General features: G+C 66.2%; 12 protein-coding genes. 5 read left to right on the forward strand and 7 right to left on the reverse strand.

The genetic code is table 11. From position 1 onward, the window contains the following. Positions 1-2 precede the first annotated feature (2 nt). The 3 genes from AXW83_RS13410 to AXW83_RS13420 are packed head-to-tail and all read left to right on the forward strand — an operon-like array spanning position 3 to position 4,179. Positions 3-1,160: a glycosyltransferase gene (locus tag AXW83_RS13410; protein ID WP_066614254.1), complete on the forward strand. Its 1,158-nt coding sequence runs from the start codon at positions 3-5 to the stop codon at positions 1,158-1,160. A 27-nt stretch (positions 1,161-1,187) separates the two neighbouring features. Then, entirely contained in the window at positions 1,188-2,882 is a 1,695-nt protein-coding gene (locus AXW83_RS13415) for a glycosyltransferase (RefSeq protein WP_066614256.1), read from the forward strand. Between the two features lies 1 nt (position 2,883). Beyond that, positions 2,884-4,179, forward strand: a complete 1,296-nt coding sequence (locus tag AXW83_RS13420) for a hypothetical protein (RefSeq protein ID WP_066614257.1) — start codon at positions 2,884-2,886, stop codon at positions 4,177-4,179. Between the two features lie 122 nt (positions 4,180-4,301). Here the strand turns inward: AXW83_RS13420 and AXW83_RS13425 are convergent, their stop codons facing one another. From AXW83_RS13425 to AXW83_RS13455, 7 genes are all read right to left on the reverse strand, one after another. Continuing rightward, on the reverse strand, positions 4,302-4,550 hold the full coding sequence (locus AXW83_RS13425; protein WP_066614258.1) for a hypothetical protein: 249 nt from the start codon (positions 4,548-4,550) through the stop codon (positions 4,302-4,304). Beyond that, complete coding sequence (locus AXW83_RS13430) at positions 4,550-5,878, reverse strand: SGNH/GDSL hydrolase family protein (protein WP_066614259.1); 1,329 nt, start codon at positions 5,876-5,878, stop codon at positions 4,550-4,552. The genes AXW83_RS13425 and AXW83_RS13430 overlap by 1 nt, the downstream gene beginning before the upstream one ends. A 4-nt stretch (positions 5,879-5,882) precedes the next feature. Continuing rightward, the gene (locus AXW83_RS13435; RefSeq protein ID WP_066614260.1) at positions 5,883-6,200 is read right to left on the reverse strand and encodes a spike base protein, RCAP_Rcc01079 family; all 318 of its coding nucleotides are present in this window, start codon (positions 6,198-6,200) and stop codon (positions 5,883-5,885) included. A 94-nt stretch (positions 6,201-6,294) separates the two neighbouring features. Further along, positions 6,295-7,632, reverse strand: a complete 1,338-nt coding sequence (locus AXW83_RS13440) for a hypothetical protein (RefSeq protein ID WP_066614261.1) — start codon at positions 7,630-7,632, stop codon at positions 6,295-6,297. 9 nt (positions 7,633-7,641) lie between these two features. Then, on the reverse strand, positions 7,642-9,099 hold the full coding sequence (locus tag AXW83_RS13445) for an SGNH/GDSL hydrolase family protein (protein ID WP_156640034.1): 1,458 nt from the start codon (positions 9,097-9,099) through the stop codon (positions 7,642-7,644). Positions 9,100-9,104: 5 nt separating this feature from the next. Next, entirely contained in the window at positions 9,105-10,601 is a 1,497-nt protein-coding gene (locus AXW83_RS13450) for an HlyD family type I secretion periplasmic adaptor subunit (protein WP_066614264.1), read from the reverse strand. A 46-nt stretch (positions 10,602-10,647) separates the two neighbouring features. Further along, a complete protein-coding gene (locus AXW83_RS13455) occupies positions 10,648-12,390 on the reverse strand; it encodes a type I secretion system permease/ATPase (protein WP_082767115.1) in 1,743 nt (580 codons plus the stop codon). A gap of 508 nt (positions 12,391-12,898) precedes the next feature. Between AXW83_RS13455 and AXW83_RS13460 the strand changes: the two genes are divergently transcribed. Together AXW83_RS13460 and AXW83_RS13465 are read left to right on the forward strand one after the other, a co-directional pair. Continuing rightward, positions 12,899-13,576 carry a class I SAM-dependent methyltransferase gene (locus tag AXW83_RS13460; protein ID WP_210179599.1) on the forward strand — a complete coding sequence of 226 codons (678 nt, stop codon included), beginning with the start codon at positions 12,899-12,901 and terminating at the stop codon, positions 13,574-13,576. Beyond that, positions 13,573-16,059 carry a glycosyltransferase family 2 protein gene (locus AXW83_RS13465; protein ID WP_066614268.1) on the forward strand — a complete coding sequence of 829 codons (2,487 nt, stop codon included), beginning with the start codon at positions 13,573-13,575 and terminating at the stop codon, positions 16,057-16,059. The genes AXW83_RS13460 and AXW83_RS13465 overlap by 4 nt, the downstream gene beginning before the upstream one ends. Positions 16,060-16,068: the final 9 nt, after the last annotated feature.

Consider the following 16,068-nt stretch of genomic DNA (forward strand, 5'->3'; position numbering starts at 1 on the left):
CCATGACCCAGCGCTCCGTCCTCGTCGTCTCGCCGATCCCGTCCCATCCCGCGATGCAGGGCAATGCCGCCCGCATCCAGGCCGTCGCGGTGCAGCTGCGCGCCCGCGGCATCATCCCCGATTTCTTCTATTACGGCATGGAAGGGCTGAGCCCCGACCAGGCCGAGGAGATGAAACGGTTCTGGAACCGCTTCATCTTCATGAAGTCGCTGCCGCTGCAGCAGGCGTCCATGGCCCGCACCTGGGGGCTCGACGACTGGTGCGCCGAGGCCTTGTGCCAGCAGGTCAGGTCGGTCTGCGAACGCCACGCCTACGACGCCGTCATCGTCAATTACGTTTGGATGTCGAAGCTGTTCGAGCGCCTCGATGGGCCGCTCAAGATCCTCGACACGCACGACCTGTTCGGTGATCGCCATCGCGTCGCCGAGGAGGCCAGGATGGAGCCGCGTTGGTTCTTCACCACGCTGGAGGAGGAGAATCGCGGCTTCGCCCGGGCCGACGTCGTCATCGGCATCCAGGAGAACGAGACCGCCGCGATCAGGCGCCGTGTCCCCGGGGAGATCATCACGGTCGGTCACCCCGCCGAGCCGCATTTCCTGCTGCGCCAGCCCCGCAGCGACCCGTCCTTCACCTTCGGCTATCTCGGCAGCGCCAACCCCTTCAACGTCACCTCGCTCGTCACCCTAGACAAGACGCTCTGCGAGGGCGAGCCGATGGACTGGGTGCTGGCCGGATCGATCTCGCGCAAGCGCCTGACGCTCGATTCGAAGCCCTATCGCATGGGCCTGGTCGACAAGCTCGAGGACTTCTACGACAACGTCCAATGCGTCCTGAACCCGATGATCGGCGGCACCGGCCTGAAGATCAAGACGATCGAGGCGCTCTCCTATGGCAAGCCCGTGATCGGCACGGCCGACGCTTTCGAGGGCATTGCCAGCGACCATCCTTTCCACCGGCTCAGTGGCATCGCGGAATTCGCCGATGCGATGCGCGCCTATGTCAAATCGGAAACGCTGCGCGACGAGCTGCAACGCCAGAGCTATACGGTGTTCTCGCGCTACATGGCCGGAGTGACGGGCGACTATGACAGACTTGCAAATCTCATCCGGGCGGGCCGGCCGCAGCAGCCGCCAAAGGCAGTTCGACAGAGTGCGGCCTGACAGGGGATTGCCCGGCGGGCGCCGCCCGTGACGAGCGCAGTCGACATCGTTCTGGCCGATCCTGCGCTGAAGGCGATCTTCCTGCTCCGCAATGCGAGCCGCGGCGGCCAGGCGGCGCTGGTCGAGAGCAAGGCGGCGCGCTTCCTGCTCTGGTTCGCGCTCGACGGCCGCCGGACCTACCAGCACGTCAATATCTCTCCCGCCTTCCTCGCCTTCCTGTCGGCGCCGTTGCCGCCCTACGTCAGCCGGCTTGCGGCCTATGTCCTGCTGCAGCGCGCCGATGTGCGCGAAACGCTCGGCTCCGACCTCGACCGCTTCCATGCCTGGTATTACAGCGACGCGGTCAAGGAATACGGGCTGGCGATGTTCATAACGGCCCGCGAGCAGCGCGAACTGCTGCAGCCGCATCCGCGCTTCGCCGGCCTGAACCCCTCGCTCAGCCGCGCCGCCTATTACGCTTTGCTGCGCGACAAATCCCTGCGGCGACGCTTCGAGGCCGAGGGCGAACGTCCGACGCCCGAGTTCCGCACCAGTCTGTCGGAGGCGACCACCGCCCTGTTCGGCGGCTGGCTGCCGGTCCCTCCGCTGGCCGACCGCTCCGACCTCGACGGCGTCAACATCATCGGCTTCAGCGACGGCGTGCTGGGGATCGGCGAGGATGCGCGTGCGCTGGCCGCCGTGGTCAACCGGGCCGGCGTGCCGCGCGCCGTCTACAATGTCGCGCTGCCGGAAAAGACGGCGACCTCTGCCAGCTACGGCGCCGAATTGCTCTACACCGACCGCCCGCTGTTTCCGGTCAATATCTTCGCCCTTACCGCCTTCGAGACGGCACGGCTGCATGTCGAGCGCGGCGAGAACCTGTTCCATGGCCGCTACAACATCGGCTACTGGCCGTGGGAACTGACCAGCCTGCCCGAGCACTGGCGCTTCGTCTTCGATCTCGTCGACGAGATCTGGGCCTCGAGCGAATTCCTGCTCGACGTCTACGGCCGCCTGACGGACAAGCCCGTCTTCCTGATGCCGCCCTATCTCAACACGCCGGAGGTCACGCCGGTCGATCTCGCCCGCTTCGGCCTGCACCCCGACGACATCGTCTTCCTGACGATGTTCGACTTCAACTCCTACATCGCCCGCAAGAACCCCCATGCCGCGATCGCCGCCTTCGAGCAGGCTTTCCCCGACCGCAGCGGCCCGGAGCGCCTGCTGATCAAGACCCTCAACGCCGAATCGCATCCAGAGACCTTCGCCGAACTGGAAAATCGTCTCGGCGAGGACGACCGCTACGTCCTGATCGACGGCCCCTTGAGCCGGGGCGAGGTCTGCGGCCTGATCGCCGCCGTCGATTGCTTCGTTTCGCTGCATCGCTCGGAAGGTTTCGGCCGCGTGATCGCCGAGGCGATGCTCCTCCAGACCACCGTGGTCGCGACGAACTGGTCGGGCAACTGCTCCTTCCTCGACGCGACGCGCGGTTATCCGGTCGATTATGCGCTGCGGCCGGTCGTGGCCGACGAATACGTCTTCTGGGAGGGCAGCGGCTGGGCCGAGCCCTCGATCGCGGACGCAGCCGACAAGCTTCGCCGTGCCCGCGACAATCTCACCACCGACGGCCCGATGCGCCGCCGCGCCAGCGCCTTCGTCGATGCCGCCTATGGGCTCGACCCGGTGGCGCGGGGCGTCGCAGCCCGGCTGGACCAGATCGCGCAGATGCGGAGCCGAAGCTGAGATGAAGATCCCGTCAGCCCTGGTCTCGCTGCCATTGCTCGCAGTCCGCGCGCTTGCGCTGGGCCTCACCCTCGCGCTGGCGAGCCCTGCGCGGGCGGAGGCGCCGCGCCCGCTGCCGGGCCGTGCGCAAACGCTCCCAGCGGCGACGACGTTCGATGCCATACTGTTTTACGGCCAGTCCAATGCCGGTGCCAGCGGCACGTCGAAATCGGTACTGACGCACCCGCCGGGTCCGCGCATCCTGAGTTTCGCCAGCGGCCGCCAGCTCTACGGGACGGCGTTCGTCGATCCGGGCAAGCTCACCGGCCTCGGCCCCGTCGCCGACCACCCGAATTATGCCCCCTTCCCGGCGACCGCGATGGGGTTCGCGCTCGCCGCCGGTCCGGCGCCGGCCGGTCTCTTCATGCACACGGTCTGGTATGGCGGCCAGCCGCTGCCGGCCTTCGTCAAGGGCACGACCTCCTGGCAGAACCTGATGGCGGTTGCGCAGCGCGCGCCGCAGGTGCTGCAGGGCGCCGGCCACAGAGGCAGCGTCAAGGCACTGGTCTTCGTGCAGGGCGAGGCCGGACCCGGCCCGCGCAACGTCTATCGCGCCGCCCTGGGGGCCTTTCTAGACGAGGTGCTGCCGGCCCTGCGCGACGCCGCCGGCCAGGACCGGACGCCGCTGGCGATGCTGCTGCAGACCAACGCCGGCAGCAACGGCAAGGTCGTCGCCAACGGCGTCGAACTGGCGCAATGGGACGTCGCCTCGGCACGGCCGGAGGACACGGTGCTGGCCGCCCCGATGTACCAGTTCCCTCTATCCGACAACATCCACCAGACCGCCGAGGGCCGGATGATGCAAGGCGACGTGCTGGCGCAGGTCTATCGCCGCCGCGTCCTGGCGGGTCAGCCCTTCCAGCCGCTCCACCCGGTGCAGGCCCGCCGCGACGGCCGCAGGATCACGCTCGCTTTCCAGCGTCCGGCGGGCAGCGCAGCCCTGTCATGGGACGAACGCTGGGTTGCGCCCGCGCCCGATTACGGCTTCGCCTTCGTCGATCCCGGCAGCCCCGCGAAAATCGAGAGCGTCGCGATCACCGGCCCCTCGGAGGTCACGATCATGCTGGACCGCGCCCCGAGCGGCCGCGACATGCGCCTGCGCTATGCGCAAGGCCAGCCCCCGGTGCCGGGCTGGGCTTCCGCCCGGGGGCAACTGGTTGCATCAAGCGGCGAGGCTTCGGTCTTCGCCGGCCAAGGCTACAAGGTACCCGCGACGATCGACCATTATTCCATCCGGTTCGAGATGGTCGTCGAGTGAGCGCGTGAGCCTGAATGAACTCTCGGCATGAGCCGGTAACGCCCTTCCAGAAAACGCGACGTCATCCCGGACAAGCGGCGTAGCCGCGCCGATACGGGGTCCATTATCGAGCACCGTGAGTTTTACGATGGATCCCGGATCTCCGCCTCGCTGCGTCCGGGATGACGAAGTGTGTCGGCATCGACAAACGCACCCTCCTCATACCGCCACCCGCGACACTCCCCATGCGGCGCCTCGACAAACTCCCTCGCCACCTCGGCTCCGACGCGCGCCTCCAGCTCCTCCCGGCTCTCGGCTTCCCAGATATCGACGACGACGCCATTCAGCCCGTCGAACGGTCCGGTCTGATCCTGAATTCGTGCAAACAGCATCACGCGATCACCTTTCCGACATGCAGCGCGCCGACCCGGAACGTGCCGGCGAAGGTCGCGGAGGACTGGTTCCTGAGCGTCGCCCAGATCGAGAGCTCGACGGAACTCGGCGCGGCGGTGAGGAGTAGCGGCGGCGTCCGCAGCGTCCAGCTGTCGTTCACCGAAGGCAGCAGGTCGGCGATCGAATCCCAGCCATCGACCACGTCATAGGCGGTGCCGCCCTCGACCGTGCGCAGCCTCGCGCGGAGACCGGCGATGTTCTGGGAACCGACACCGTCCCATTCGATCGTCGCCAGCGCTTCGATCGTATCTCCGGCAGCCATCTTGGTGGCGGGCGAGACGACGCTCTGCCGGACGATGATGCCCGAGCCCGGCGACGCGCCGGAGCCCGTTCCGGTGCCGCTGATCGCGATCTGCTGCGCCGGCAGGCCGTTGGCGAGCGTCGCCTTCGAGCAGGCCACGGTCAGGCCGGTGATGACGCCGCCCGTCCCCGCACTGCCGAGGATCGTCGTGCTGGCCGCCATGCCGCTGCCGTTGAAGGTCGGCCCGCCGCTGCCACTGACCGCGACCGATCCATCCATGATCCCGTTCGGCAGCAGATTGCCCGAGGGATTCCAGTCCGGCTCGTAGACATCGGCGATCGAGACGACCGGGTTGACGGCGACCGTCGGATAAAGCGTCCGGATCAGATCCGCGACCGGCTTCCAGACAAAATAGCTGCCGAGCCCGCGCGGATGCAGCCCGTCATAGTCGTAATAGGTCTTCGGCGCGGACGTCGGCGAGAGCGGGTCGGTCCAGAAGATGTTCGGATCGACCACGTAGAGATTGCGGTAGCCGCGCCATTGCAGCTCGCGCACCCAGCGGATCATCTGCTGCAACAGCGGTCTTGCCGTCGCACTGACAAGGCTGCGATTGAGTGGGCAGATGGCGATGACGAGCTTTCCCGCCGCCAGCAGCCGCCGCAGGATCTGCGTAATGTTGTTCTTGTAGGTCGCCAGCGTGGTAGGGCCGGCGGTGTTGACGTCGTTCGTGCCGATCTTGACCGCGACGATGTCAGCGTCGCAGGCACAGATCGCGTCGATCCGCGCCAGCAACCCCGTCGAGGTCTCGCCGTTGACGCCGAAATTCAGGTCCTTGCGCGTCCGCACGCGCTGATGCGCCAGCGCAGGCACCCAGAAGCCCGGCCCCTGCACGAAATTGGCGGTCAGCGTCGCCGTATCCTGGCTGATGCTGGCATAGGTGACGCTGTCGCCCGCGAAGGCGATGGTGGGAGCCGCGCCCATCGTCGGGGCGGAGCGGCTGACGCGGCCATATCCGAAGCTGGTCATGGCGTCACACCGTATAGGCGTGAATGTCGAGGCCAGGCGTCGTCCCGGTCGACCAGACCCGACGCACGCTCAGCGGCTCGTAGCTGGTGCCGGCGCTGAACTTCAGCGTGACGGTGGCGGCATCATCGGCAGCGAGCGCCGGCGTGACGCGCAGCGAGGCCTCGGCCAGCGAGAACGGCACGAAGACCCTGAGAGCCTTGGCATAGATCGCAAGATCGGCGCCGTCGGCCGGCGTGATCGGCACGAGGTCGCCGGCCGGCGAGATCGCGTTGCGCGCGAGCAGCGCGTTGGGGTCTTTCTGCAGATCGTAGGAATTGGGCACCGGTCGCCTCCCGAAGGTCCAGATGAGACTGGAGCCATCATGAGGCCGCCGGAGACGCCGGGGATAAGTCCCGCGTCTCGTGCCTGGTCGCAAATCAGGCGGCGTAGGTGAAGACGACCTCCGACACGGCGATCGAGAGCATTCGGCTGTCGCTGTTGCCTTCGACATGGGCAGGCGAGCTCGTCAACATGCTCGACAGCGACAGCGCCTGGCAGGTCAGGCCGGGATGGCCCGGCAGGCTTGCGCCGGCCGAAAGCCGCAGCCGCCATGGCGCCTTGCGGGTCTTGCCGCGCTCGGCCACGACGTTGACCGCCTTGGTGTCGAAAGCGGCGCGGATCAGCGGCTTCTCGGCGCCATAGACGCCCACGAGACTGACCGCGACCTCGACGACCTCCCGCTCCGGCTGCGGATTGAACACCATCGCCTCTCCTGCCATCCAGCGGAATTCGACGCCGCCTTCCTCTTCGACATCGTACCAGCCGAAGGAATAGGAGGGCGAGCGCAGCGGCACTGCTACGGTCTTGGGCGCAACCTCGCCCGCAGCCAGTTCGGCCGCCTTGGGCGAGCCGGCCCGGATCGTGTCGAGGAAGGAATCGACCTTGGCGCGCAGCTCGGGGGGCAACGGAGCCGCGCCCGGCTGGACCGGCACCTCGGTCGCGGCGACGCGGTCGAACATGAAGGAGGCCGCATATTCGATGAAGGCGTCGATTCGCTGCTGCAGCACGTCCATGCGCGCGGTCACGTCGGAATTCAGCGTCTTGAACTTGAAGGCGGTCGACTTCGTCACCTGCGACAGCTGCGTCTCGAACTCGACGATGCGCTTGGTCAGATCGTCGACATCGGCTCGGCGATAGGCGATCGACGTCAGGGCCGCATCCTGCCCGACCAGGAAGATCTCGGCGGTGAGGCCGTTCTCGCCGAGATCGGCCGGGTGCAGCTGGGCTGCGAACTGGAACGAGGCACCGCCATCGTCGAGCAGACGCGGCGGCTCGACGCTGATCGTGCGCGGCACCAGCCCGTTGATGCGGGCAAACATCTGCGGATGCAGCAGGCCATTGACGCGGTTCACCGCGACGCCGCGGATCATGCCCTGCTCGATCGTCAGGTTCTCGACCCTGACCTCTCCCATCCCGACGAGCGCGATCGCCTCGTCGCGGGTCGAAAGCCGATAGGGACCGGCGATCTCGATATTGTCGCGCGTCGTCACCAACCGGATATCGGCCGGCAGCTCGACCCAGGGCAGATAATCGATCGGGAACTCGATGACGTCGCCGAGTTCGAAGGAGCCCTCGATGCGGCTGAGTCCGATCCGGATGCCGCAGAGATAGGCCCCGACATCCTCGTCCATCGTGAAGCTGGTCAGGCAGGACAATCGCAGGGCCCGGAAAACGGCACCGTTGACCCGCAGTTTTTCGAGGGTTGGAGCCAGCATATCGTCACCCTATGGCGATGTTGAAGGAAGATCGGCGGAACGGCCTTCCGGGAACGCTGGCGGTTGCGACGCAAGTCTCTTGCGTATCACGATGCGCCTGACGTCGAGAAGACCGGAAACGGGAATGTCGGCTCCCGGACGGATGTTGACCACCAGCGAGATGCCGAGCTTCGTCAGCGGCGCCGACACGGTGAAGCCCGGCACGCTCAAGACGCCGGCATGGGCCTCGGGAAGTCCCGCATCCCCGCTATAGTGCCCGGAAACATGGGCGCAATAGCCGCTCTGCCAGACGGGCGTCAGCTGGAGCGAGACCGAGGCGATACCCTCGACCGGCGCCTGCAGCGCGAATGCGCATTCCGCGTCGATGACGTCGCCAGGTGCCAGCGACGCCAGCTGCGCGCCGTCGATCGACTGGGACAGCTTGACCAACCCCCAGCTCGAGGAAGAGCGCCCGCCGAAGCGCAGGCGCTGGCCGGCAGGTCTCGCGTCGGACACCCCGGACTCGGCCGACAGCGTCAGTCCCGAAAGACCATGTGCCGCCAGCAGGAAGCCATCCGCGCAGACGCCTGAAACGCCTTCTCCCGCCAGCGTGCCCGTGGTGCCGGCAAGCGTCGGGTTGGGGTTCAGCGCATCATGCGGCGTCTCGGGCGCGGTACCCGGCAACGCCTTGCCCGGAAACAGGCGCGGCGACATCCCGGCCAGAGCCTTGACCGCCGCCTGTGCGAGCCTGAAAGCGCCCGCCGGCGTCAACGTACCCGCCATATCGCCGGTGGCGAATCGGGGATCGGGCTCCTGGCCATGGGCGCGCTCGCCGACCAGCACGCGCGCCACGTCGATCAGTCCGATCCGCTTGTCCTGCCGCGCCAGCCGGCGCAGCGTCGCGGCGATCGCGATGTAGCGATCGGCGAACAGGCCATTGGCAAATTGTGGGCAGGGTGGCGGCACCACGAAGATCGGCGTCATGCCCCGATCGAGCAATTTCGTGGCCACCGTTTCGAAACTCGCTGCCGTCTCGGCCGGTGGCGGCGCGGTTCCCGTCATCGTGGCAAAGCAATCGTGAAGACCGGCGCAGATCAGCACCGCATCGATCTTGCCCGCCAGGGCCAGCACCGGATCAAGCCCGGCGGCTACGCCGACGCTGGTCGCGCCCGGCAGTTCGAACACACGCGTTTCGGGCAGCACGACCCAGGGGGCCATGATCCGCAGCCAGTTCGTGAAACGATACGGCGGAAAATGCCGCTCGACTACGCCGTCGCGTTTCAGCGCGACGTGGGCGGGACCGATCTGGTCGTCGCCAAGTGCCGCCAGCCGAACCGGCAGGAAAGGCTGCGACATTGCCTGCCTTGCCTTGCCGGCAGACGCTTTCGCCTTGACGGTCCGCGGCTTGCGCACAACTGGCGTCGCCGCAGCCATGTCGGTTTTCTTCGAGGCGCGTGGACGGCTGCGCCTTGCATCATCCCCAGCCATGCCGCTCATCGCTCTCGCAGGCTGCGCGCGAAGCGGTCCATCAGCGGCTGGACGAGATAACTCGCCACCGTGCGCTCGCCCGTGACGATGATCACGTCCGAGGTCATGCCCGCCGAAAGCTTGCTGACGACTTCCAACGGAATGGTCTTCTTGTCGACCAGCACTTCGGCGGCGAAATAGAAGTCCCTGCCGTTTTCGTCGAGAATCCGGTCGCGCGAGACGGAGCGGACCGCGCCGCGAATGGCCCGGCTGCCCCAGTAGTGGAAACCCGGAAACCGGATCTCCGCGTTCAGACCGATGGTGACGCGGTCGGCGTCGTTGGGGTTCACCTTGGCCCGGATGACAAGATCGTCATTGGCAGGCGCGATTTCCATCAGCGCATCGCCCGGCTTGACCACGCCGCCGACGGTGAAGACCTTCATCTGCTGCACGGTGCCGTCGTTGGGTGCCCGGATTTCGGCGCGGCGCTTGCCGTCGGATGTCAGCAGGATCTGCTGGCGCACATCGCTCAGTTGACGCCGCACGTCGATGAGGAGGGTCGAGGCCTCCTGCTTGTAGTCCTGCTGCACCTGCTGGCGCTTCAGCTCCACCTCGGCCAGCCGCTCCTTCAGCTTCAGGGTCAGCGCCTTGCCGTTATTGACCGCGCCGGTCAGCCGCAGCTTCTCGCGCTCGAGCGTCGCAATCCGGGTCAGCGGGATGAGCTGCTTCTTGAAGAGCGGCCGCAGGGATTCCAGCTCGTCGACGATCTGGGTCAGCGTGGCGGCTGAGGTATCGATGTCGATCGCCGCCTGCGCGATCTCCTGTCGGGCCTGCGCCATCTGCGATTCGGCGATCATCGTGTTGCGCTGCACCGCATTGCGGCGGCTTTCGAACAGGCGCTTCTGGTCGGAGATGACGGGAATGACCGCCGGATCATTGGCCCGCTTCAGCACGAGTTCGGGAAAGACGACCATGTCGCGATTCTCGAACTCGGCGATCAGCCGCGCCTCCTGCGCCATGATGATGGCGAGCTGGTTTTCGTAGAGATCGCCCAGCGCGTCGAGGCGCGTCGGATCGAGCCTGATCAGCAATTGTCCCGACGTAACCTGCTGGCCGTCGCGGACCAGCACATCCTGCACGATGCCGCCTTCGAGATGCTGGATCGTCTTGCGGTTGGTTTCGGAGCCGACAACGCCCGAGGCCAGCGCGCCGCCGTCCAGCCGTGTCGCCATCGCCCAGACCACGAACAGGCCGAGGCCGCCGAAGATCACGAAATAACCCGCGCGCAACGAGCGCTGCCATTCGGCGGACGCCGGCGGAGCGGAGCCCTTCGGGCGCATGGGCACGATCTGGCCCGGCTCCGCCGCATCGGCAGCGCTGCGCTGGCTCTTGATGAAATCGGACAGCGACGAGATGCGCGCATACACGGCCCGTGCCGAGGCCGGGACCAGCGCGCGCGATCCGCTACGTTTGCCTTGCCCGTTACCGGACTTTTTCATGCCGTCGGTGTTCTTCACGTTCATCGTCCTTGTCCGCCAGGGCGACCAGCGTTTCCCAAAACCCGCATCGTCAGCTCGCCTGCATCATCGGCGGCGACGTGATCGCGTTGATCGCATCCTTCCCCGGGCGATAACCCGACAAGCGGTCGAGAACATGTTCCTTGGGTCCGAATGTGTGCACGGTGCCCGCATTGAGCACGAGAATGTCGTCGCAATAGGTCAGCATGTTCATGCGGTGCGTGATCAGGATGACGATCGCGCCGCGGTCGCGCATCGTGATGATCGTCTCGCCCAGGCTCTTCTCGCCGATCGAATCGAGGTTGGAGTTCGGCTCGTCGAGTACGAGCAGGCGCGGATTTCCGAACACCGCGCGCGCCAGCGCGACGCGTTGGCGTTGGCCGCCCGACAGCACATGGCCATCGGGACCGAGCTTGGTGTTGAAGCCGTTCGGCAGTCGCCCGATGATGTCCTGGATATTGGCGACTTGCGCCGCCTCGATGACCTTCGCGTCGTTGTCGCCGCCGAGCGCCTCGAAGCGCGCGATGTTCTCCGCCACCGTACCGGGCAGCATCTCGACATCTTGCGGCACATAGCCGACGAATCGCCCGAGCCGGTCCTGATCCCAATGCGAGAGCTGGTGTCCGTCCAGGCTGATCGAGCCCTTCTTGATGCCCCAGCCCCCGGTCAGGACGCGCGCGAGCGACGACTTGCCTGCCCCGCTCGCGCCCACCACCCCGACGACGCGGCCCGGATCGACTGCAAACGAAACATCGCTGAGCACGACGACATCGCGATTATGCGGCGTCGCCATCACGCGCGACAGGACCAGCGGGCCGGCAGGATCGGGCAGAACGATCTTGTCCGACATGCGCGCCGCGACGTCCAGGATCGCATCGACGCGATCGGCCGAAATCTTGACGTTCCAGAACACCCGCCAGCTGCTGGCGATCGAATCGACCGGCTGAACCGCGCGCCCCGCGAGCAGCGTCGAGGCGATCGTCACGCCGGCTCCGATCTCTTCGTTGAGATACAGGATCGCGCCCACAGTGAGCAGAACCGGCATGTAGATGTGCCGGAACCACTTCATGATGCCGGTAACGACTTTGGTTCTCTGGACGGCGGCTGCCTGCCAGCCCAGCGAATCGCGCTGCTGGTCGCGCCAGCGCCCGACCAGGCGCGGCAGCATCCCCATGACACGGGTCGCCTCGGCGCTCTGCATCACCGAGCGTCCGAACTCCGCTGCGTTGACCCCCGAAGAGGCGGCGCGACGGCTGTCGTCGCGCGCCAGGCTCTGGCTGAGCAGCGCCAGGATGACCACGATGACCGTCAGCACCAGGACGGTGAGCCCAAGCATCGGGTGATACAGGAAGGCCGCCAGCAGAATGATCGGCACCCAGATGAAATCGAGGAGCTGGATCACCAGGTTGCCGCCGACGAAGTCGCGCAGCACGTTGAGATCCTGCACCACGATATTGCGTTGGGCCGCGGGCAGAAGATCGGATTGCCGGTTCAGCGCGTCGAAGACTCGAGCGCTGATCTTCTCGTCCAATGCGACCGCGATGCGCTGCAGCGTGCGCTGGCGGATGATCTCGAGTGCGGTCCAGATGATGGTCAGCACAATCACGATCGAAGCCAATGCGAGCAGAGTCGAAATGCTCCGGCTCTGCAAGACACGGTCAAATATCTGAATCATATAAAGAGAAGGAATCAGGCACAGCAGCGTAATGATGAAGGAGAAGAAAACCAGGCTACCCAATGCGGGCATAAACTGCCGAATTTCGCTCCGCAATGCGCTGTCTTTTCTTGAAGACATTTAATTGCGTTCTCTCATTCTGCGCCGACATACTGAATCGATTTTATTCAAATCGCTCATAGAAACGCCGGCTGGCGAATTTCTCTCATGGTGAAATAGCATGTTTGCTGCACTGCATCAAATAAGGCGCCTAGGTGGCAGGCCCGGCGCAGCGCCGGCAGGGTCGATCGGGCAACTCCGTTTAAAACCCGGCGTCTGGCCTCGATCATGACTTAAAATCTCGCATCAGCAGGTGCATCGCGCCATGGCGATACCCTCAATTACAGCCATAAAGTGTTCGCAGTATTAACGAATTTCACCGGATATCGCGAATGGGCGGCGCGGCCCTGCAAACCAGGCTTGTCTCGGCCGACCTCTCGATCCCCGGAAACGGTCCCGAAACCGACCCCGATCTTGCGGTGGGTCCCGTCGATTGGGATAACGACCGGCGGTTTGCGATCAGGCGGCCGAATGTCTACGGTGTCCGGCCCTTGGAAGGGGTTGTCGCCGCATATCTTCGGAGAAGTCCGTGTCGAGCCTCCTGTCTGAAAATGCCATCTCGGCTGCGGGTTCGCGTCAGCATCGGCCCAAGACAATGCGGCATGTGCTCCATGTCGGCTGCGGCGGGAAAGCGATCCGCCGTCTCCATCAGACCTTTCGCGATGCGAATCAGTGGCATGAGATTCGGCTCGACGTCGACGAGAAGGTCGAGCCCGACATCATCTGCTCGACCGTCGACATGCGTGGCGCCGTACCCACCGCCAGCGTCGATGCGGTCTGGTCCTCGCACAATGTCGAGCACCTCTACGATCATGAGGTGCCGCTGGCCTTTGCGGAGTTTCTGCGGGTGCTGCGGCCCGACGGTTATTTCCTGATGCGTTGCCCTGATCTCGAAGCCGTCGCCGAGGCGATGCTGAAGGACGGGCTCGAAAACGTTGCCTATGTCTCGCCGGCCGGCCCGATCACGCCCCTCGACATGCTGTTTGGCCACCGTGCCTCGGTCGCGCGTGGCAACGAATACATGGCTCACAAGACCGGCTTCACCGATCTGCGCCTCGGTCGCCTGCTGCTCGAAGCCGGCTTCGGCGCGGCCTATACCAAGCGTATGCCGGGCTTCGATCTCTGGGCCGTCGCCTTCGCGCCGCAAGCCGATGTCGAGGCCGGCATCGCCACGCTCGCCGGGAACGGGCTGAACTTCCAGGAATGAGCATCCCGAACGATCGACGGCAAGCCAGCCTGATCCACCGGCTGGTCGAGGGCCTCGATCTGACGCCGGACGGCCATGTCGTCGATCTGGCGCGCAAGACCCTGTTTTTCCTAAAGACCGGAGATGCGAAAGCCGCCTGGATGCTGGCCGACCGGCTCGTCCGCCTCGGCGAAGGCGCCGATGCGCAATCGTTGATGCTGCGTGGCGCGGCGTTTGCCGCGATGGGCGAACCGGCCGCGGCACGGCAGGATTTCGAGGCGGCTGCGCTGGCCGACCCTGAACACCGCATGGTCAACCAGTCGCGGCTGCGCAGTACCGATCCGGCAGCGCGCGAGCGCGCGGTCCGCGCGCTACTGCGGCAACCCGGTGATGTCGATGCCGCCATGCTCGGCGCGCAGCTGCTTGCCGACGGCTTCTCCTGCCTGGCCATTCTGGCTCCCGGCAGCGACGGGGTGACCGGCCGCCTGTTCTGGACGGGAGACGACCGCGTCACCCTCGCTATCGACGACGGCACGACCAGGAGCCGCCTGTCGGTCCCTGCCCAGGCGGATGTCGAGGCCGCGCCTTTCGCCCATACCGCTCCCGTCGCCTTCGGCTGGCCGGTCGACGCGACCGCCGTCTCGATCACGATCGAAAACCTCCGGGCTTTGGTCGAACCGACGATCGTCAGGCGCGTGGTACCGGCGCCGGCATTGCCCACAGCCGTATCATCGTCCCGACCGGCGGCCGAGCCGGGCCTGATGATCCTGCTGCCGGTCTATGACGCGGTCGAGGCGGTGACGGCCTGCTTCGAGAGCCTGCGACGCAGCCCCCCGACCTCGCTCCCGTTCCGCATCGTCGCGATCGACGATGCGGCGCCGACGCCCGGAGTCTCGGCGGTGCTCGATGCCCTGGCGGAAGAAGGCCGCATCACCCTGCTGCGCAACCCGCTCAATCTCGGTTTCGCAGCTTCCGTGAATCGCGCCCTCGCGCTCCGGCGCCCCGACGAAGATGTTCTCCTGCTCAATGCCGACACCATCGTGCCGCCCGGCGCGATCGACCGCTTGCGCATAGCGGCACTGTCGGATGCCATGATCGGCACGGTGACCCCGCTCTCCAACAATGGCGAGGATACCAGCCTGCCCCGGCGCTTCCGGGCGAACCCGATGCCGTCCGACGACGAGATCGCGGCGCTCGATGCGCTCGCGAGCACCGTCAATGGCGGCGGCTATGTCGACATGCCCAATGGCATCGGCTTCTGCCTCTATGTGAAATCCGAGGTGCTCGACCGGATCGGTCCGCTCTCGCTCGCCTTCGGCCGGGGCTATTACGAGGATGTCGAGTTCTGCCTCAAGGCAGCGGCCGAAGGCTTCCGCAATGTCTGCGCCACCGACGTCTATGTCGGCCATCACGGCTCCTTCTCGTTCAAATCGGAGAAGCGCGCCCTGGTGCGGCGCAACCTGCCGCTGCTGGCGCGCTCCCATCCTGACTATCGGCACCAATCGCAACAGTTTGTGCTCGCCGACCCGCTGAAGCCGGCGATCGGCCGGCTCGAACAGGCCTGGCTGGCGCAAGGGCCGGAGTTCGACCTGCTGGTCACCCCGCCCCTGCCCGCTGCGCTGCGCGAGCACATCGCGGCAAGCCTGACCGACACCGATCGCCGCCTCGTCGTCGCGACGGTCTCGCCTGATGGCGACGGCTTCGCCGTGAACCTCTCGGCACCCGATGGCGGCTTTCCCCAAAACGCAGGCTGCCGATCAGCACCGGGCGAGGGCTCCGCTCCCGACCGCGTCTTCGAACTGGAGCGCTATTTCCGCGACCTGAAGCCCAGACGCGTCATGGCGGTCGATCCCCACAGCCTGCCCGGTCCGGTCGAAACGGCGCTACGGCGGCTCGGCTGGCTCGAAACGGTCGTATTGGCGGAAGTCCCCTTGTCTCAGGCGTCAGGCCGCAACATCTTGGCCGCCGACCTCATCGCGCCGACGGAGAGGATGGCGCAGCTCATCGAAACGATTCTGCCCGGTCCGGCGGTGCATCGCCTGCCATCGCCGCGACGCAGCATGGCGCCTCGACGATCCGGCGAGGGCTTTCTCGCAGTTCTCCAGCCGATGCCGGACGCCGACGCTCTGACCCGGCACGACGCGCTTCTGAGCGAGCTGCGCCGGCGCAACACCGGCCATGGCCTCTGCCTGCTGGAGGAACCGCCCGATGCCTTGACGCTGATGGCGGGCCATCCGGTTTTCGCCACCGGCGAGATTCCCGACGACGATCTCGACGGCTGGCTCGCACGATCGGGGGCTGGCGCTCTGTTTCTGAACACGACGCGATTCGGCCTCGGCGACCCTCGCCTCGAAGCCTGGCTCTCCGCGGGACTTCCTGTCGCGATCCTCGCCCCCGACGGGCAGGACAGCGACGCCCGGCTGCTCCGCCTTAACCCAAGCGATCCGGTGGACCAGATCGCCAGACGGCTCTGGGATTGGGTGGAGGGCTTCACGCACGCCTGAGAGCCGGCG

This window comes from Bosea sp. PAMC 26642, assembly GCF_001562255.1.
GTDB lineage: Bacteria > Pseudomonadota > Alphaproteobacteria > Rhizobiales > Beijerinckiaceae > Allobosea.

Coding starts and splice junctions, on each gene's coding strand:
- AXW83_RS13450 (WP_066614264.1), bottom strand. CDS start 10,601: ATGAACGTGAAGAACACCGACGGCATGAAAAAGTCCGGTAACGGGCAA.
- AXW83_RS13420 (WP_066614257.1), top strand. CDS start 2,884: ATGAAGATCCCGTCAGCCCTGGTCTCGCTGCCATTGCTCGCAGTCCGC.
- AXW83_RS13445 (WP_156640034.1), bottom strand. CDS start 9,099: ATGGCTGGGGATGATGCAAGGCGCAGCCGTCCACGCGCCTCGAAGAAA.
- AXW83_RS13410 (WP_066614254.1), top strand. CDS start 3: ATGACCCAGCGCTCCGTCCTCGTCGTCTCGCCGATCCCGTCCCATCCC.
- AXW83_RS13425 (WP_066614258.1), bottom strand. CDS start 4,550: ATGCTGTTTGCACGAATTCAGGATCAGACCGGACCGTTCGACGGGCTG.
- AXW83_RS13455 (WP_082767115.1), bottom strand. CDS start 12,390: ATGTCTTCAAGAAAAGACAGCGCATTGCGGAGCGAAATTCGGCAGTTT.
- AXW83_RS13465 (WP_066614268.1), top strand. CDS start 13,573: ATGAGCATCCCGAACGATCGACGGCAAGCCAGCCTGATCCACCGGCTG.
- AXW83_RS13440 (WP_066614261.1), bottom strand. CDS start 7,632: ATGCTGGCTCCAACCCTCGAAAAACTGCGGGTCAACGGTGCCGTTTTC.
- AXW83_RS13430 (WP_066614259.1), bottom strand. CDS start 5,878: ATGACCAGCTTCGGATATGGCCGCGTCAGCCGCTCCGCCCCGACGATG.